13 protein-coding genes are annotated in these 18,664 nt (G+C 73.7%); 6 read left to right on the forward strand and 7 right to left on the reverse strand.

Translation table 11 applies throughout. The features are described from left to right. The first annotated feature begins 171 nt into the window (after positions 1–171). The 4 genes from QRY02_RS30055 to QRY02_RS30070 all read left to right on the forward strand — a co-directional run bounded on the left by QRY02_RS30055 (position 172) and on the right by QRY02_RS30070 (position 5,843). Positions 172–1,644 carry a collagen binding domain-containing protein gene (locus QRY02_RS30055; RefSeq protein WP_285986194.1) on the forward strand — a complete coding sequence of 491 codons (1,473 nt, stop codon included), beginning with the start codon at positions 172–174 and terminating at the stop codon, positions 1,642–1,644. Between the two features lie 4 nt (positions 1,645–1,648). Continuing rightward, positions 1,649–2,473 carry a class F sortase gene (locus QRY02_RS30060; protein WP_285986195.1) on the forward strand — a complete coding sequence of 275 codons (825 nt, stop codon included), beginning with the start codon at positions 1,649–1,651 and terminating at the stop codon, positions 2,471–2,473. 102 nt (positions 2,474–2,575) lie between these two features. After that, positions 2,576–4,570 (forward strand): SDR family oxidoreductase, encoded by a 1,995-nt coding sequence (locus tag QRY02_RS30065; protein WP_285986196.1) that lies wholly within the window; start codon positions 2,576–2,578, stop codon positions 4,568–4,570. Between the two features lie 118 nt (positions 4,571–4,688). Continuing rightward, positions 4,689–5,843 (forward strand): coiled-coil domain-containing protein, encoded by a 1,155-nt coding sequence (locus tag QRY02_RS30070; protein WP_285986197.1) that lies wholly within the window; start codon positions 4,689–4,691, stop codon positions 5,841–5,843. Between the two features lie 57 nt (positions 5,844–5,900). Here the strand turns inward: QRY02_RS30070 and QRY02_RS30075 are convergent, their stop codons facing one another. From QRY02_RS30075 to QRY02_RS30090, 4 genes are read right to left on the reverse strand one after another with little or no spacing between them, the layout of a single operon-like run. Continuing rightward, the gene (locus QRY02_RS30075) at positions 5,901–7,226 is read right to left on the reverse strand and encodes an amidase family protein (protein WP_285986198.1); all 1,326 of its coding nucleotides are present in this window, start codon (positions 7,224–7,226) and stop codon (positions 5,901–5,903) included. 47 nt (positions 7,227–7,273) lie between these two features. After that, positions 7,274–7,876: a helix-turn-helix transcriptional regulator gene (locus tag QRY02_RS30080; protein ID WP_285986199.1), complete on the reverse strand. Its 603-nt coding sequence runs from the start codon at positions 7,874–7,876 to the stop codon at positions 7,274–7,276. A 46-nt stretch (positions 7,877–7,922) separates the two neighbouring features. After that, positions 7,923–8,168 carry a WXG100 family type VII secretion target gene (locus QRY02_RS30085; RefSeq protein WP_285986200.1) on the reverse strand — a complete coding sequence of 82 codons (246 nt, stop codon included), beginning with the start codon at positions 8,166–8,168 and terminating at the stop codon, positions 7,923–7,925. Further along, positions 8,165–8,410 (reverse strand): WXG100 family type VII secretion target, encoded by a 246-nt coding sequence (locus QRY02_RS30090; protein WP_285986201.1) that lies wholly within the window; start codon positions 8,408–8,410, stop codon positions 8,165–8,167. Before QRY02_RS30090 ends, QRY02_RS30085 begins: the two co-directional genes overlap by 4 nt. Positions 8,411–8,581: 171 nt before the next feature. On the opposite strand from QRY02_RS30090, the gene QRY02_RS30095 reads away from it, so the two are divergent. Together QRY02_RS30095 and QRY02_RS30100 are read left to right on the forward strand one after the other, a co-directional pair. Continuing rightward, entirely contained in the window at positions 8,582–11,839 is a 3,258-nt protein-coding gene (locus QRY02_RS30095) for an ATP-binding protein (RefSeq protein ID WP_285986202.1), read from the forward strand. 114 nt (positions 11,840–11,953) lie between these two features. Beyond that, positions 11,954–15,583: an ATP-binding protein gene (locus QRY02_RS30100; RefSeq protein ID WP_285986203.1), complete on the forward strand. Its 3,630-nt coding sequence runs from the start codon at positions 11,954–11,956 to the stop codon at positions 15,581–15,583. Here the strand turns inward: QRY02_RS30100 and QRY02_RS30105 are convergent. Genes QRY02_RS30105 through QRY02_RS30115 form a run of 3 tightly spaced genes read right to left on the reverse strand, consistent with a single transcriptional unit; the run spans position 15,542 to position 18,662 of the window. Beyond that, positions 15,542–16,939, reverse strand: a complete 1,398-nt coding sequence (locus tag QRY02_RS30105) for a GH1 family beta-glucosidase (RefSeq protein ID WP_285986204.1) — start codon at positions 16,937–16,939, stop codon at positions 15,542–15,544. The genes QRY02_RS30100 and QRY02_RS30105 overlap by 42 nt on opposite strands. Continuing rightward, positions 16,936–17,760 carry a carbohydrate ABC transporter permease gene (locus QRY02_RS30110; protein WP_285986205.1) on the reverse strand — a complete coding sequence of 275 codons (825 nt, stop codon included), beginning with the start codon at positions 17,758–17,760 and terminating at the stop codon, positions 16,936–16,938. Before QRY02_RS30110 ends, QRY02_RS30105 begins: the two co-directional genes overlap by 4 nt. Beyond that, complete coding sequence (locus tag QRY02_RS30115) at positions 17,757–18,662, reverse strand: carbohydrate ABC transporter permease (RefSeq protein ID WP_285986206.1); 906 nt, start codon at positions 18,660–18,662, stop codon at positions 17,757–17,759. The genes QRY02_RS30110 and QRY02_RS30115 overlap by 4 nt, the downstream gene beginning before the upstream one ends. Between the last annotated feature and the right edge of the window lie 2 nt (positions 18,663–18,664).

The raw sequence follows: 18,664 nt of genomic DNA on the forward strand, positions 1-18,664 counted from the left end.
ACCGTTCGGCGACAGCCACCCGAAGAGCGGTACACAGTTTCGCCCCTTGACGCAACGCTCACCTCGCGTGCTCGGACGTTCACCGAATGCGCGTCGGGGACTTGATCAGTCGTGTGACCTGCAGAGAGACGCCGGGCGCTGCCGCGCGTCGAACGAAGGAGCATTGACACCATGGGGTGGTCAACACGCCCGCGCGCGGGTGTTCGCGCGCTCACCGGTCTCGTCGCCGCGGCCCTGCTCGGCACCCTTTCTGTGACGGCCGGCGCGCCTGCTGCCTCGGCCGCGGTCCAGGAAGGCCTCGGGGCCCACGTCGGGGGCCAGGACGAACACGCGGAGAAAACGGTCTGGCTGGGGTCGTACGTCGTCGGCGGGCAGCAGGTGTTCTGCGTGAGCTTCATGCTCAAGGCGCCGGACACCGACGAGCAGTACAAGCCCGGCGACGAGCTGCTCACGAAGTGGGGCACGAAGCTGCCCGCCGAGGACGCCGCGAACATCTCGTACCTCCTGCTGCGCTACGGCGACACCAAGGACCAGAACGAAGCGATCGCGCTCGCACACCTCCTGCACTCGTGGACCGCGGCGCCGCGCACCCCGGCCGACAAGAACGTGGACCTGCCCGCCGACAAGATCGCCTACGACGCGGACGGGCACCTCCAGTACATGCACGACCCCAAAAACCACCTGGAGGCCGCGGCCGACGCCGTCGAGCGGCTGAAGGCGGACGCCGAAGCCAACCGCGGGCCGTGGACCGCTTCGGTGACCACGCCGAAGGGCGACCAGCACCTCGGCGAAGCCGCCGAGTGGACCACGACCGTGAAGAACGCCGAGGGCAGGGGCATCCCGGGCGTCGCGGTGAAGCTGACGGCGACCGCCGCCACTCTCGGCGACGGGACGGCGGACAGCGCCGCCGGGAACGCGAGCCCGCAGGCCGCCGCGAAGGACGTCACGCTCAAGACGGGTGCCGACGGCACCGTGCGCGTGAAGCTGACCCCGACCGGCGACCAGCCGAAGCTGGTGGCCTCGCTGACCGCGCCGGCCGACCGGCCTTACGTCCGGCTGCCGATCGACACCGGGAAGCAGCGCGTGGTCTCCACCGGCGGCGAAAAGGAACTGACCGCCCAGGGCGTCGTCAACGTCGCCAAGCCCGGCAAGGTCCAGGTGACCAAGACGGACGCGAACACCGGCGCCGGCGTCGGCGGTGCGGTCCTGCGGATCACCGGCAAGGACAAGACGTCCGCGGCGCTCGGCCAGGACGGCAAGCCGCTCACCGGGGCCGACGGCAAGCCCGCGGTCGTCACCACCGACGGCAAGACCGGCAGCGTGACGGTCGAGAACCTCCGTACCCCGCAAGAGATCTGCGTCGTCGAGGCGAGCCCGCCGCCGGGTTACACGAACGCCTACGACCCGCAGAACCCGCCGTCGGCGTGCGGCACCGTGCAGCCGGGCGAGACGCTCGCCCTGAGCCTGACGAACAAGCCGAACGAAGTCCCGCGCGCGATCCCGGCCGGCGACCAGCCGGTCGCGCAGGCGCGCGGGGTCGTCGAGACGAGCTACTCCGTGCCGGGCCTGGCCGGGCTCGGCCTGCTCGTGCTGCTGGCGGCCGGGCTGATCGGCGTCGCCGCGCGGCGGGCGTCCCGGCGGTAGCGGCGTGGCGAACCACGACGGCGGCTGGCGGGGCGACGACTGGTTCGTCGACGAATGGCACCGGGGCATCGGCTGGGCGGCCGGGAGTGACGAGCCGCCCGGCGGTCACCCGGATCCGCCCGGCCGGAAGCCCGGCCGGGGCCGGCTACTCGCCGGCTTCGCACTCGGCGCGGCGACGGTGCTCGCCGTGCAGTTCGGCTCCACCGTGGTCGCCGCGCCGCCGGTGGCCGTCGTGAGCGGCACCGCGCTGCCCGCCGCGGGCGCGGCGGGAGCCGCGGCCGCGGTGCCGTCCCCATCCCCGACGGCCTCCGCGCCCGCGACTCCGGCCGCGCCGGCCGCACAGACACCGCAGACGCCGTCGTCGGCCGCGCCACCGCCGTCCCCGCCGCCGCAGCGGCCGGGCACCGTGCGGCTGCCCGGCGGCGGGACGGCGACGCTGGTGCGCCAGAACCTCGGCCCCGGCGGGGAGCTGCCGGTGCCCGCGGACCTCGGGCAGGCGGCCTGGTGGGGTGCGTCACTCGACGCGGCGGGCGGGGCGAGCGTGTTCGCCGGCCACGTGAACTGGCGGGGCGCGACCGGGCCGTTCGCCGAGCTGTGGACCGCCCGGATCGGCACCGAAGTGACCATTGTGGACAGTGTGGGCAAGACGTGGCGGTACCGGATCTCGCAGCTGGTCACCGTGCACAAGAACGACCTGCCGGCGCGCGCCGACTACCTGTTCGGCCCGTCCGGCCCGCACCGCGTGGTGCTGGTGACGTGCGGCGGCCGCTGGGTCGGCGGATCGGACGGCTACGAGGAGAACCGCGTCGTCATCGCGGACCCAGCCTAAGTTACTCGTGGGTAACATCACGTTTCGAAACGGTGGTCGTGCGCGTCGCCATGCAGCAGAATGCCCAGGGTCAGGGCTGTGGCGGCGAGAGGTGTGAACACAATGGCGACGTTCTTGGTGACCGGCGCGACCGGACTGATCGGGCGTCACTTCACCCGGCTGCTGCTCTCCCGCCCCGACGACGACCGCGTCGCCCTCGTGGTGCGCGCGTCCTCGCGGGCCAAGCTGGCCGCGCTGGTCGACCAGTGGCCGCACTCCGACCGCGTCACGCTGATCACCGGCGACCTCGGCGAGCCGCTGCTCGGCGTGTCCGAAGCCGACCGCGCCGAGCTGCGCGGGAGCGTCGACCACATCGTCCACCTCGCCGCGCTCTACGACCTCACCGCCGACGACGAAGCCAGCATCAAGGCCAATGTGGACGGCACGCGGGCCGTCGTCGACCTCGCCGCGGACCTTCGCGCCGGCTGCCTGCACCACGTGTCGTCGGTCGCCGTCGCGGGCGACCACGAAGGCGTCTTCACCGAGGAGATGTTCGACGCCGGGCAGCGGCTGGTCACGCCGTACCACCGGACCAAGTTCGAAGCCGAGAAGATCGTCCGCGAGCAGGACGAGGTGCCGTGGCGGGTGTACCGGCCCGCCGTCGTCGTCGGGCACTCCGAGACCGGCGAAATGGACAAGATCGACGGCCCGTACTACCTCTTCCCCGCGATCAACCGGCTGTCCGGGCTGCCCGACGTGCTCCCGATCGTCGGGCCCGACCTCGGCGACACCAACATCGTGCCGGTCGACTACGTCGCCAAGGCGCTGCTGGAGCTGGTGGTCAAGCCCGGTCTCGACGGGCACGCCTTCCACCTGGTCAACCCCGAGCCGCAGCCGGTCGTTTCGGTCTACAACGCCTTCGCGCGGGCCGCGGGCGCGCCGACGATCACCGTGCAGCTGGGCGAAGGGATCTCGAAGCGGATCGTCGGGCTCGTCAAGCTGACCGAGCACATCCCCGGCGTCACCATCGCCCGCGACGCCGTGATGGAGCGGTTCGGCATCCCGCCGGTGCTGCTGGACACGATGGCGTTCCCGTCGGTGTTCTCCTCGGCCGAGACGCGCAAGGCGCTGGCCGGCACCGTGGAGGTCCCGCGGCTGGAGGAGTACGCGCCGACGCTGTGGCGCTACTGGCGCGAGCACCTCGACCCCTTCCGCGCGCGCAAGCACGGCCCCCGCGGCGAGCTCGACGGCCGCCGCGTGATCATCACCGGCGCGTCCTCGGGCATCGGCCGCGCGACCGCGTTGAAGGTGGCGGCCGCCGGCGGTGTCCCGCTGCTCGTCGCGCGCCGCCAGCACGAGCTGGAAGAGGTCCGCGACGAGATCGTCGCCGCCGGCGGCACGGCGTCGGTGTACCCGGCCGACCTGACCGACGAGGACTCGGTGCGCAAGGCCGTCGACGCGATGCTGGCCGAGCACGGCCGGATCGACATGCTGGTGAACAACGCCGGCCGCTCGATCCGCCGGTCGATCAAGCTGTCCTACGACCGGATGCACGACTACGAGCGCGCCATGGCCATCAACTACTTCGGCGCGGTCCGGCTGATCCTCGCGGTGCTGCCGCACATGTCGGAGCGGAAGTTCGGGCACATCGTGAACGTCTCGTCGATCGGCGTGCAGGGCATCGCGCCGCGCTTCTCGGCGTACGCGGCGTCGAAGGCGGCGCTGGACTACTTCTCGCGGATCGCGGCGACCGAGACGCACGGCGACGGGATCACGTTCACCACCATCCACATGCCGCTGGTGCGCACGCCGATGATCCGCCCGACGAAGATCTACGACGCGTTCCCGACGAAGTCGCCGGAACAGGCCGCGGACATGGTGATGACGGCGCTCGTCGAGCGGCCCAAGCACATCGGCACCCCGGCCGGGCAGGCGATCGGGCTGGCCTACACGCTCACGCCGGGGCTCACCGACGCGATCGCGTACCAGGGTTTCCGCATCTTCCCGGATTCGACCGCGGCGGGCGGTTCGGGCGAACTCAAGATCGGACGTGGCGAGAAACACCTCTCGCGCGCGGCGATGGCGCTGGCCCGGCTTTCGCGCGGCTTCCACTGGTGACTTCCACTGGTGACACTGCGTTTCCGGGGTGAGGCCGTTCCGGCGACACGGCGACACGTGTTGGTGATTCGTCAAGCCGGAAGGCGGAGGCGGCGGGTGCCCGGGTACGGTCGGGCCCATGGTTCCTGAGCGCGACCCCGCCGCAACCGCCCTCAACGGCCTCCTTCCCCTCCGTCGTGAATACACCCAGGCCTGGCACGGCTTCGACCGCAACGAGGTCCGGCAGTACCTCGACCACATCGAGGCCCAGCTGCGCCGGGTGCTCAGCGAACGCGACGCCGCGACGGCGCAGGCCGCCGCCGCGACCCGCGAGGTCGAGTCCGTCCGGCAGCAGGTCGCGGTGCTGGAAGCCCGCGTCGAGGAGCTGAAGAAGCCGCCGGAGCGGCTCGAGGACCTCGACGAGCGGATGCAGCGCACGGTGACGCTCGCGCAGGCGCGCGCCGACGAGATCATCAAGCGTGCCGAGGTGGCCGCGGAGAAGACGTGGGCCTCCTCGACGGAGGCGTCGACGAAGCTGCGCGAGCGCTACACGAGGCTGGTCGAGGAGCTGGACAAGCAGGCCGACCTGCTGCACACGGAGCACGAGAGCGCGCTGGCGGAGACGCGCGCCGAGGTTCAGCGGCTGACGGTCGAGGCGGCCCAGCGGCGCGAGCTGCTGGACAACGAGGCCGAGCGGAAGCGCCGGAAGCTCGAGCGCGAGTTCGAGGCGTCCCAGGCGGCCCAGAAGGCGGCGCTGGAGAAGCACGTCGCCGACCAGCGCACGGCGAGCAAGAACCAGGCGGAGCGCCGGCTCGCGGAGGCGACGGCGGAGGCGAAGCGACGGCTCGACGAAGCGACCGCCGAGGCCAAGCGGCGGCTCGACGAGGCGACCACGCAGGCGGCCCAGCGGACGACGGTGGCGAACCGGAAGGTCGAGCGGCTGGCGGAGATCCGCGAGCAGGCGCGCAAGAGCCTGGCGATGGCGGAGGACATCCTCAACCGGAGCGAGACGCAGCTGGCGACGCTGCCGGAGGAGGCCGTGATCCCGCAGGCGTCAAGGCTGGTCGGTGGCGACTCGGAGTCGGCGACCACACCGGCGGCGCCGGTCGTTCCGGTGGTGCAGCCGGCCGTTCCGAAGTCGGCGGCGCCGAAGCCGGCCCCCAAGCCGGCCGCGGTCCCGAAGCCGGCACCGCAGGCGGCCAAGCCGGCGAACTCGAACGGCCCGGCGACCAAGCCGGCGAACGGCAACGGCGCGAAGCCGCTCTCGCCGACGGGCAGCAAGCCGGGCTCCTGAGCTTTCCCAGGTCGTGGTGGCCGCATTCGGAGACCGGGGGTCTTCGAATGCGGCTTTTCAGTTGCGCGCTGTCCGGGACCAGGGGTTCGCCGCTTCCAGCTGGGCCGCCAAGCCCAGCAGCAGCGACTCCCCTCCCGGCCGCGCCACCAGCTGCACCGAAGTCGGCAGCCCCGACACCGCCGACCGGCCCGCCGGGACCGTGATCGCCGGGTAGCCCGCGAAGTTCCACTGGCCCGTGAAACCCGCCAGCCGCGTCGACGGCAGCACGTTCGCCAGCCAGCCGCGCTCGTGCCAGCGTCCCGCCTTCACCGGCCAGTGCGACAGCGTCGGCGTCAGCAGCACCTCGTGCGACGCGAAGAACTCCTCCGCCCGGGAAACCCACCGGTCACGCGTGCTTTCCCGGAGGAGTCCCGCCCGCTCGACCAGCCGGCCCGCGCGGATGTGGGCCCGGGTCCGGCGCTGCAACCGCGCCACGTCGAAGGCGCGCGCCTGGACCGCCGGACCCGCGAGCCAGCGGGCCGTCATGCCCAGGACCATCGTCGCCGGGTAGCGCGGTGCCGCCGGGGCGATCGCGTGACCGGCCGCCGCCAGGTGGGCCGCCGCCGTGGAGACCGCCGCCACCAGCTCCTTCGGGACCGGGGTGCGCAGCAGCGGCACCGTCGTCGACACGCCGATGCGGACCGGAGACGGCGAAGGCACCGAAGCCAGCTCGGGAGCGGAAGCCAGCACCGAAAGCAGCAACGCCGTGTCGGCGACCGTCGTGGCCAGGGGGCCGTGCACCGACATGCCGAACCAGCCGCCCTCGGCCAGCAGGTCCGCGCCCGGCTTCAACCCCACCAGGCCGCACATCGCCGCCGGGAGGCGGACCGAGCCCATGCCGTCCGTACCGTGGGCCAGCGGGACCAGGCCGGCCGCCACCGCCGCCGCGCTGCCGCCCGACGATCCGCCCGCGGCATACGTCGGGTCCCAGGGGTTGCGGGCGATGCCGTCCGGGGTGTCGCTCATCGGCCAGATGCACAGCTCCGGCACCCGCGTCAGCCCCACGATCACCGCGCCCGCCGCGCGCAGCCGCGCCACGATCACGCCGTCCGCGCCGGCCCGCGCGGACGATCCCGCCGGCGAGCCGTGCGACGCGTACTCGCCGGCCACCTCCGTGACGTCCTTGACGGCGACCGGCACCCCGGCCAGCGGCAGCGACGCGAGATCGGGCCGCGCGGCGACCTCCGCGGCTTCCTTCAGCGCCTCCTCCGCGCGTACCCGCCGGAAGGAGCCGATGACGCCGTCCGCCGCGGCGATGCGGTCGAGGGTCTCCTCGGTGACCCGCACCGGATCGAGCTTCCCGGCCCGGACGGAGGCCGCGATCTCCACTGCCGTGAGCGCCATGATCGGGACCCTAGCCCCGAAAAGGTGACAGCGGCAAAGAGAACGTCTCAGATTGCGCCGGCCCGCAGCGCGTAGGCGACGGCGTGCGCGCGGTTGTTCAGGCCGCAGCGCGTCATCAGGCCGTACAGCACGTTCTTCACGGTCCGCTCCGAGTAGCACAGCTTCGCCGCGATCTCCTCGGTCCCGAAGCCCTCGGCGACCAGCCGCAGCACGTCGCACTCACGCGCCGCCAGCCCCGAGAGCGTGAGCCCGTTCGGCTCCAGGACGTCCTTGCGCATCCGCTGCACCTGCGCGAGCAGCGCGCCCTGCAGCCGCGGCGGCAGGTTGGCCGTGCCGTCGCCCGCGGCGAGCACCGCCGTGACCAGCTCGGCGCCGCCCGTCTCGCGGCGCGGCAGGATCGCCACCACGCCGCATTCCAGCGCCGCCATCAGGTCGCTTTCGCGGAAGTGCTCGACGACCAGCACGACGTGGGACGCCTTGGCCGCCCGGATCTCGCCGAGCACGGTCTCGGTGACGTGGTCCTCCATCACCAGCAACACGTCCGGCACGAGGTCGGTCAGCCGGACGTCGGGATGGTTGTCCAGCAGGCTCACCGCGCCGGCGTGCGTGATCGGGTCCGAGGCGAGGACGCTCACTTCGACGGGCTTCATGGGGGCAGTGTGGACGGCGTGTCTTCACGCCTTCCCTATTCCGTCTTCACGCGCGTGAAGACAGCTCCCCGAACGCCGCCCGCGCCCGCTCGAGGCACCCGGGCATCCGCCCGGCCGCGCGGGCCCAGTCGCGCTGGGCGCGCCAGTACTCCTCCCGCGCCTCCGGGGTCCAGCCGGCCAGCTCCGGCTCGACCCGGGCCTCCAGGTCGGCCAGCAGCTCGCCGAGCTCCCCGGTGATCGCGCCCATCCGGTCCAGCACCAGATCGGCGAAGCTGAAGTCGAGCCGCGTCACGGCAGGCGCGGCCGCGGCATCGGGCCGCCGGTCGCCTCCAGCAGCTCCGCCAGCCGCGACAGGATCACGTCGAACTCCTGCTCCCAGTCGCTCATCGCCTGGCCGAACCGCACCGATGCCTCACCGCGCCAGGACGCCTGCACCATCGCCATCTCGCTGTTGACGTCGCGCAGGCGGGAACGGGCGCCTTCGAGGGCGGACGCGAAGCTGGCGGCGGCCCGCTGCATGTCTTCGGTCGGCATCCGCGCTCCTCTCCGGCTCCCCGAGCGTGGCGCACGCGGGGGCGGCGCGGAACCCCACCCGGGTGCCGTTGCCCGAATGTCCGCCATCCTTGCCTGCCGGTTCACGGCGTCCGCGTATGCTCACGGCAGGCATCCGGCGCGTGACGATTCGTCGCGCACGAAGGGAGACCGATGTCGGCCGCGGACGGCTCCGCACCGAGACTCCAGCTGCTGGGCCCCCTGAAGGCCTGGCAGGGCGACACGGAGCTCGACCTCGGCTCCGCGCACCGCCGTACGGTCCTCGCCGCACTGGCGATGTACCCGAACCGCACGGTTTCGCGCGAGGAGCTGATCGACGCCGTCTGGGGCGAGGCGCCGCCGCAGAGCGCGCAGGGCTCCATCTACACCTACGTCTCCGGGCTGCGGCGTGCGCTCGAACCCGGCCGGGTCAAGGGCGAAGGCCCGCAGCTGCTCGCGTCGATCGGTTCCGGCTATTCACTGCGCCTCGACGCCGAAGCGATCGACGTCCACCGGTTCGAAGCCCTGCGCGAGCAGGCGCAGCGCCGGCACGCGGCGGGCGATCTCCGCGGTGCGCGTGAGGCCTTCGACGAAGCTTTGGGGCTCTGGCAGGGCGTTCCGCTGTCCGGCCTGCCCGGGCCGTTCGCCGCCGCCCAGCGCGCCCGGCTCACCGAGGTGCGGCTCGCGACCACCGAGCGGCGCGCCGAGGTCGTGCTGGAATCGGGCGGGCACACCGAACTCGTCGCCGAACTGACCGCACTGACCCGCGAACACCCGTTCCGCGAGACGTTGCGCGGACTGCTCATGCGGGCCCTGGTCCGGGCCGGACGGCGGACCGAGGCGATCGCGGTCTACGCCGACGTCCGCGACCGGCTCGTCGAGTCGTCGGGCACCGAACCCGGGCCGGCCCTGCGGCGGCTGCACGACGAACTGCTGGAGAAACCCGCCGCGGCCCCGGAACCGAAGCCCTCGCCGCCGCGACCCGCGCGGGTGCCGGCCGCGGCGCTGCCGGAGCGGGCGGAGATCTTCGTCGGCCGGGAGGCCGAACTCGACCGGCTGCACGAAGCCGTGGCCGGCCTCGGTGCCGGGGTGGGGCGCTCGGTGTGGCTGGAAGGCGAGCCGGGCAGCGGCCGGACCGCACTGCTCGCCGAAGTCCTCGACGCGGCGCGCGATTTTCAGCCGGCCTTCGCCGCCGCGGACGCGCTGGACCAGCGGTTCTCCCTGCGGCCGCTGCTCGACGCGCTGGGCGTGCACCCGCGCGCCACCGACGAGCGCCGCGCCGCACTGGCCGGGCGGCTCGCCGGGCAGTCCGGCGAGGATCCCGTCGACGACGTGCTCGGGCTGGTCCGCGAGCTGTGCGCGGAGGCACCGCTCGTGCTCGTGGTCGACGACCTGCAGTGGGCCGACGACACCACGCTGCGCGTCTGGCGCTACCTGAGCCGGGAGACGCGGCAGCTGCCGCTGCTGCTCGTCGGCGCCTGCCGTCCGGTGCCACGGCCGGCCGCGCTGGACGACCTGCGGGCTGAGCTTGACAACGATGACATCACCGTCCTGGTCCTGCCGCCGCTGGCCGAGGACGCCACGCGCGAGCTGGCCACCGAGCTGGCCGGCGCGCCACCCGGGCCCGGGTTGCAGCTGCTCGTCTCCTACGCGGCCGGGAACCCGCGGTACGTCCGGGAAATCGTCGAGACGCTGCTCGCCCAGTCGATGATCGTGCTCGACGGCGTCCACGCGCACCTGGACGGCAATTCGTGCCAGACGATCCCGCCGCCGCTGGGCTCGCGGATCACGCTGTACCTGAGTTTCCTCTCCAGCGGGGCCCGCGACACCCTGCGCTGGGCGGCGCTGCTGGGGCACGAGTTCTCGCTGGCGGACATCGCCGTCGCCACCGAGCGGCCGCCGACGGCGCTGGTCGGCGCGGTCGACGAGGCGATCACGTCCGGGGTGCTCGCCGAATCGGGCGACCGGCTGGCGTTCCGGCACCCGCTGGTGCGCCGGGTGCTCTACGAAAAGACGCCCGCCGCGATGCGGGTCGCGCTGCACCGGCAGCTGGCCGAGGCCTTCGCCGCCGCGGGCGCGCCCGCCGAACGCGTCGCCGAGCAGCTCGCCGCCGCACCCGCGCAGGTGGACCCGTGGGTCACCGGGTGGCTGCTGGAGCACATCGGGACGGTCGCCACCGAGACCCCGCGGGTCGCGGTCGACCTGCTGCGCCACGCCGTCACCCAGGGCACGCTGCCGCCGGACGCGCGGGAGACGCTGACCGCGACCCTGGCCCGGCTGCTGTTCTGGCTCGGCCGGGAGCCCGAAGCCGAGGCCCGCTCGGTCGTCGCGCGGACGTCCGACAGCAGGCGCGCGGCCGAGATGCGCTGGATCCTGGCCTACGTCTACTACCGCCGCGGCGACTTCTCCGAGGCGACCGCCGAGCTGAAGCGCACTCTCGACGACACCGACGTCCCGGAGATGTGGCGCGGCCGGCACGAGGCGCTGCTGGCCACGCTGGAGAAACTCGGCGAAGAGACGGCGCTGGCACCGGCCGGGCTGCACCCGCTGGACGACGCGGCACTCGCCGTGCCGAACCTCGACAGCCTCGACGACGCCGCCGAGCCGCTCGACGCCGCCCGCCGGATCGCCGCGACCCGTGCGGTGCCGGGCGAGATGCACCTGGCCGGCGCGGTGCACTACTACTGGCTGGGCCGCTGGCCGGCGGCGCTGGCCGAGCTGGACGCGGTGATCCGCGACGGCGCCGAGACGGCGTCCTACGTCCTGCGCAGCCCGGGCTCGGCCCTGCTGGTCCACGGCGTCGGCGCGCTGATCGCCGGGCACCGCGGCGAACCGGGCCAGGCGCGGACGCACCTGGACGCCGCCGACCGCCGGCAGTGGCCGCCGGGCCTGGAGCCGGACGGCGGAGACTTCCTGCTCGCGGCACGCGCCCTGCTGGCGGAGCAGGAGGGCCGGCCGGAGGCGGCCCTGGCGGCGCTGCTGCCGCTGCTGGAGGACAACCACCCGCCGGCGGCCCGCTACCAGTGGCTCCCCGACTTGGTGCGGCTCGCCTTGTCGCTCGGCGACCGGCCGCGGGTGCAGGAGGCGGTGCGCCTGCTCGAGCCCGACGGGGAGGTCCCACCCGCCCACGCGGCGGCGGCCGCGCACGGCCGCGGCCTGGCGACCGGCGATCCCGGGCCGGTCCTCACGGCGGCCGGGCACTACCGCGCGGCCGGCCGGCTCCTCAAGCACGCGAAAGCCAACGAGGACGCGGCGATCCTGCTGGCGGAGTCGGGCGAGCTGACGGAGGCGCGTACGACGTTTCGGGCCGCGTTGACGGCGTACACCGAGATGGGCGCGGTGTGGGACGTGCGGCGCGCGGAGGCCCGGATGGGCCCGTTCGGCATCCGCCGGGCCCCCGCGGCGAGGCCGCGGGCCGTCGCGGGCGAGTGACCGCGCAACCTCGGGAGGGGTTGCCGCGTCGATAAGATCACCGGAGTAGCCGGTACCGAGATGTCCCTGGGGGAAGGGGTCTGGGGCGCAAGTCCCAGAGGGGACGGCAACGACATGCCAGGGGATGCGGACACCGGCCTGCGGGTGGGCGTGCTCGGCCCGCTGCGGGCCTGGCGCGGGGCCGCCGAGATCGGCCTCGGCCCCGCCCGTCAGCGCGCCATCTTCGCGGTGCTCGCGGTCAATGCCGGCCGGCCGGTTCCGCGGGCCGAACTGATCGCCGGGGTGTGGGGCGATTCCGCGCCCGCGAGCGTCGAAGGCAGCGTCCACACCTACGTCTCCGGGCTCCGCCGGGCCCTCGAACCGGACCGGTCGCGCTGGTCGGCGGCCAGCGTCCTCGTCTCCGATCCCGCCGGGTACTCCCTGGTCCTCGGCGAAGACGCGCTCGACGCGGCCCTGTTCGAACGGCACCGCGAACGCGCGCAGCGGCACCTCGAGCAGGGTGATCCGCGGGCCGCCGTCACCGAACTGGACGAGGCTCTCGCGCTCTGGCAGGGCGAGGCCCTTTCCGGGGTCCCCGGCGGGTTCGCCGAGCGGCACCGCGAATACCTCGCCGAACTCCGGCTGAACACGCTCGAACGGCGTGCCGAAGCCGTGCTCGCCCTCGGCGGGCACCTCGACCTCGCGCCGGAGCTGGCCGTGCTGGCCGGCGAACACCCCCTGCGGGAGTCCCTGCGGGAATCGCTCATGCTCGCCCTCTACCGCAGCGGACGGCCCGCGGATGCCCTCGACGTCTTCCGCGACGCCCGCGCCACGCTCGTCGCGGAACTCGGCGTCGAACCCGGGGCCGCCCTGCAGCGGCTCCAGCGGCAGATCCTCGCCCAGGACCCGGCCCTCGACGCGCCCGCGGCGCCGGTCGTGGTCAGCGGGCACCGGCTGTTCGGCCGGGAAACCGAGACCGCGCGGCTCGCCGAGCTCGTCGCCGATGTCCGGGCCGGGCGCGGCCGGGCCGTCTGGATCGAAGGGGACGCGGGGATCGGCAAGTCCGAGCTGCTCGCCAGCTCGCTGCCGGACGGCCCCGGCTTCCAGCGGCTCTGGGCGGCCGCCGACGAGCTGAGCACCCGCTTCCCGCTGCAGGTCGTGCTGGAGTGCCTGGCGATCGACGCGCATTCGCCGGACCCGCGGCGCGCACGGGTGGCGAAAGAGCTCGCGGGCGAGGGCCCGGCGCGGCGCAGCTGGGGGCCGGCCGACCCGGTGCTCGGCGCCGTCGACCGGCTGCTGGCGCTGGTCGACGAGCTGTGCGCGGAGTCGCCGCAGGTCCTGGTGCTCGACGACCTGCAGTGGGCCGACGAAGCTTCCGTGCTGGTCTGGCACCGGCTCTGCGCCGCGACCCGGCAGCTGCCGCTGCTGCTGGTGGCCGCCACTCGCCCGGCACCGGACCGCGCCGAACTCGCCCAGTTGCGCCGCGGCGTCCAGGCCCGGGACGGGGTCGTCCTCGACCTCGGGCCGCTGACCGGCGAAGACGTCGGCAGGCTGATCGAGGACCAGCTCGGGGCGCCACCCGGGCCGGGCCTGCGCGAGCTGGCCGCCCGTGGTGCGGGAAACCCCTTGTACGTCAAGGAAATGGTCGACGTCCTGCGCCGGGCGGGCGCGGTGGCGGTGAGCGACGGCCAAGCCGACGTCGACGACCCGGCGGAGTTCGAGGCCCCGCGGTCGCTGGTCGCCGCGGTCGACCGGCGGCTGGACTTCCTGACCGCGCGGACACAGGAAGTCCTGCGCTGGGGCGCGCTCCTGGGCATGGAATTCGCCGTCGGCGACGTCGCCGCGGTGCTCGGCACCCGGCCGTCCGACCTGCTGGCGCCGCTGGAAGAAGCCGTCGCGGCGAACGTCCTGATCGACACCGGGACGCAGCTGGCGTTCCGGCACCCCCTGCTGCGCCAGGCACTGTACGACCGGCTGCTGGCCGGGACGCGGGCGGCGCTGCACCGGCAGGCCGCCGAGGCCCTCGCCGGCATCGGCGCGCCGGTGAAGCGCGTCGCCGAGCAGCTGGTGGCGGCACCGGCCGCGGTGGACGAATGGGTGCTGGACTGGCTCGCCGCGCACCACGCGATCGTCTCGACCCGGGCCCCGCTGATCGCCGTCGAGCTGCTGGAACGCGCGCTGGCCGCGTGCTCCGCCACCGATCCGCGCCGGGAGACGCTGCTGGTCGCGCTGGTCAAGGTGCTGTTCCGGCTGGAACGCAACCCGGAAGCACTGGCACGGCAAGCACTCGACGTCGCCACCGAGCCGGAGGCCGTCGAGGAGATGCGGCACGTGCTCGCGGCGATGCGGCACCGCCGCGGCGACACCGAAGGCGCCGTCGCGACGCTCGCCGCGTGGGTCGACGACCCGGCCGTACCGGAGCTCTGGCGGGTCAAGCACCGGCAGCTGCTGGCCAACTTCCGGCGCGGCAGCCTGTCCGATTTGGACGCCGCGGAGCAGACGGCGCACGAGACGAAAGCGCTCGCCGGCGGCGACCGCTACCTGACCGCGCACGCACTGCAGTCGTTGTGGCTGGTCGATTCGGTGCGCCGCGAGCACGACCGCGCGCTCACCCACATCGACGCGGCGATCGAGGCCGTCGGCGACGAGCACGAGCTCGCCGACCTGCACCTCGACCTGCTCGACAACCGCGTGTTCACGCTGCAGAACCTCGACCGCCTTGCCGAAGCGGGCGACGCCCTGCGTGCGGCCGGCGAAGTCGCCGCGCGGCACGCGCTGCCGGTCGGGCTGCAGGTGTCCGCCGCGGTGCACCGGTACTGGGAAGGCCGCTGGGACGAGGCGCTGGTCGAACTGGACACGGTCATCGAGGACGGCCCGGCGATCACGTTCTACGGCCTGCGCGAGCCGGGTCCGGCGGCACTGCTGCTGCACGGCGTCGCGGCGCTGATCGCCGGCCGCCGGGACGACCGGGCCCAGGCCGCGGCCCACCTCGACGCGGCGGAGGAGTACGCCCCGGCGACCGGCGCCGAGCGCGAAAGCTTCGACTTCCTGCTGGTCGCCGACGCACTGGCGGCCGAGCAGCGCGGCGACCGGGTCCGCGCGCTGTCCGTCCTCGAGCCGATCCTGAACCCGACGTACGCGGCGATGATGCTGCGGCACCAGTGGCTGCCGGCGTTCGTGCGGCTGGCGATGGAGCAGGACGACGTCGGCCGCGCCCGCCGGGCGTTGGCGGTGTGCGCCGAGGAAGCGGCGAAGGAGCGACGTCCGGCGCGGGCACACGCGGCGGCGTCGTGGTGCCGCGGGCTGATCGAGGAGGACCCGGCCCCGGTGCTGGCCACGGCCGAGCACTTCCGCGCGGTCGGCCGCCGCCCGGAGCTCGCCTCGGCGCTGGAGGACGCGGCTGTGCTGCTGGCCCGCGCGGGCCGCCTCGACGCGGCGCACGCGGCGTTCGAGGAGGCGGCCGAGCTGTACACGGCGTTGGCGGCACGCTGGGACCTGCGGCGCGCGGAGACCCGGCTGCGCCGCCTCGGCGTCCGCCGGGGCGCGCTGTTCTCCCCGATCCGGCCGGGCCACGGCTGGGAGTCGCTGACGCCGATCGAGGTCCGCATCGCCGGCCTGGTCGCGGAGGGCCGGTCCAACCCGGACATCGCGGCCGCGCTGTCCCTGCCGCGCCGGACGGTCCAGGCGCACGTGGCGCGGCTGCTGGGCAAGCTGGAGACGCCGTCACGCTCGGGTGTCGCCGACGCCGTCCGCCGGCGCACCTAGCGCGTTGGCCTTGGCGACCCGGCCGAGGAAGCGGCCCGATTCCTTGACCGTCCGCCGTTGCGTCTCGAAGTCGACGTGCACCAGGCCGAACCGCTGCGTGTAGCCCATCGCCCATTCGAAGTTGTCCAGAAGTGACCAGGCGAAGTAGCCGCGGACGTCGACACCGGCGCGAAGGGCGTCGTGGACCGCGCCGAGGTGCTCCATGAAGTAGTTCACCCGCGCCGCGTCGAACACCCGGCCGTCGACCACCCGGTCCACAAAGGACGCCCCGTTCTCGGCCACCACCAGCGGGAGCCCGCCGGACCGGGTGTCGATCCAGCGCAGCAGGCCGGTCAGGGCAGCCGGCGCCTGTTCCCAGCCGAAGGCCGTCAGCGGCGGCGGTGCGGGCAGGACGTCCAAGCCGCGCAACGCCGGCAGCGGGCAGTTGCTGGGCGCGTGCGGATCGGCGAGCGGGGTGACGCGCGCCGGGGCGTAGTAGTTCACGCCCAGCCAGTCGATCGGGGCGGCGATGAGGCCGGTGTCGCCGTCGCGGACGGCCGCGGCGAAGCGGCCGCCGTGGTGCTCGACGTCGGCCAGGACGTCCTCCGGGTAGCCCCGGCCCAGCACCGGGTCGAGGAAGAACCGGTTGTGGATGCCGTCGAACTTCCGGGCCGCTTCGAGGTGGGCCGGGGTGTCGCCGTCCGGGATCGCCGGGGCGAAGTTCAGCGCCAGCGAGAACTCGTGGCCCGGCCGGGCCTGCGCGGTGAGTGCGCGCGTCGCCAGGCCGTGGCCGAGCAGCAGGTGGTGGGCCGCGACCAGCGCCGTGTCGTAGTCCTGGACACCGGGCGCGTGCACGCCGCTGCCGTAGCCGAGGAACGCCGCGCAGAACGGCTCGTTGACCGTCGTCCACTGGTGCACGCGGTCGCCGAGCGCGGCGTGCACGACCGCGGCGTAGTCGGCGAACCGCGCAGCCGTGTCACGCTCCGGCCAGCCCCCCGCGTCTTCGAGTGCCTGCGGCAGGTCCCAGTGGTAGAGCGTCATCACCGGCACGACGTCACGGCTCAGCAGTTCGTCGACCAGCCGGTCGTAGAAGGCGAGCCCGGCCGCCGACGTCGTCCGGCCGTCCGGCATCACCCGCGGCCACGCGACCGAGAACCGGTAGGCGTTCAGCCCCAGGTCGGCGAGCAGCCCGACGTCCTCGGGGTAGCGGTGGTAGTGGTCGCAGGCGACGGCGCCGGTCGCGCCGCCGAGCACCTTGCCTTCGGCGGCCGCGAAGGTGTCCCAGATGGACGGTCCGCGGCCGCCCTCGGACACCGCGCCCTCGACCTGGTAGGACGCGGTCGCCGCGCCCCACAGGAAGCCCGTCGGGAAGGTCATACCGGTGCCCCTTTCAGGATGCCCCGCACGATGTGGCGGCCCAGCAGCAGGAACAACGCGATGACCGGCACGACGGCCACGGTCGCGCCGGTGAGCATCAGCGCGTAGTCGGTGTAGTAGCCGCTGGCCAGCTGCGACAGCGCGACCTGCACGGTCGGCGTCTCGTTGGGGTCGAGGACCACCAGCGGCCAGAAGTAGTCGTTCCAGGTGGCCATGAACGTCAGCATCGCGAGCACCGCGGCCGGCGCGCGCAGGACGGGCACGGCCACGTGCCAGTAGGTGCGCAGGATCGAGCAGCCGTCGACGGTCGCGGCGTCGACGAGGTCCGCGGTGATCGCGTTCTCGCACGCCTGGCGCATCCAGAACACGCTGAAGGCGCTGACCAGCGCCGGCACGATCACCGCTTCGAGCCGCCCGTACCAGCCGAGGTCGCCGACGACGAGGTACAGCGGGATGACGCCGAGCTGCGCCGGCACCATCGCCGAGCCGACGACCACCAGGAACAGCGTGTTGCGGCCGCGGAACTCGAGCCGGGCGAAGGCGAACCCGGCGAGGCTCGCCAGCACGACGTTGGCCACCATGACGGTGCCCGAAACGATCAGCGAGTTCCCGATGGCCGCCCAGAAGTCGACGGTGTCGAACACGCGCCGCACGTTCCCGGCCAGGTTCCCGCCCGGCACCAGCAGCGGCGACGTCTCCCCGATCGCCGCGTTGTCGCGCGTGGCCACGACGAACGACCAGTACAGCGGGAAGACGGAGGCGCCGAGCACCCCGGTCAGCACCGCGTACACCCAGCCGCCCGGCCGGCGCCGTGCCGTCACGCCGACCTCACGAACCGGCGCACCAGCCGGTAGTCGACCAGCGCGAACAGCGCGCAGATCACGAACATCACCCAGGTCAGCGCGGCCGCGTAGCCGGCATCGAGGTGCGTGAACCCCTTTTCGTACAGGTACATGACCAGCGTCTGGAACTGGCGGTCGTTGCCACCGGTGCCGGCCGAGCCGCCGGCGTCGAACAGCTGCGGCTCGGCGAACAGCTGCAGGCCGTTGACCGTGCCGGCGATGGCGGTGAAGGCCAGCGCGGGCCGGATGCCCGGCACGGTGATCGACCAGAACGTCCGCCACCGCGAGGCGCCGTCGAGCTCGGCGGCCTCGTACAGGTCACCGGGGACGGCCTGCATCGCGGCCAGGTAGATCAGGGCGTTGTAGCCGGTCCAGCGCCAGAGGACCATGCTCGCCACGGCGAAGTGCGACGTCCAGGTCGTCGCCCGCCAGTTGACCGGCGCGACGCCGAACCAGCCGAGGACCTCGTTGACGACGCCGTAGTCGCGGCTGAACAGCTGCCCGAACACCAGCCCGACGGCGACGACGGACACGACGTTCGGCAGCAGCACCCCGGTGCGCCACCAGGTCGCGGCCCGCAGCGGCCGGTCGAGCAGCGCCGCGATGCCCAGGGCCAGCAGGAACTCCGGGACCGCGGCCAGCAGGAAGATGGAGACCGTGTTGGCCAGCGCGTTGTAGAAGTGCGGATCGGTGAGCAGGTCGCCGTAGTTGGCGACGCCGAAGGCGCCTTGGTCGCCTTCGAGCAGGTTCCAGTCGTGCAGCGAAACCCACGCCGTGTACAGCAGCGGGAAAGCACCGAAGACGACGAACAGGGCGAAAAAGGGCGCGACGAACAGCAGCGGCGTGACCTTGCGGTCCCAACGGGCGAGCCGGTGCTGCACGA

It is taken from the genome of Amycolatopsis sp. DG1A-15b (assembly GCF_030285645.1).
In the GTDB taxonomy this organism is placed as follows: Bacteria; Actinomycetota; Actinomycetes; order Mycobacteriales; family Pseudonocardiaceae; genus Amycolatopsis.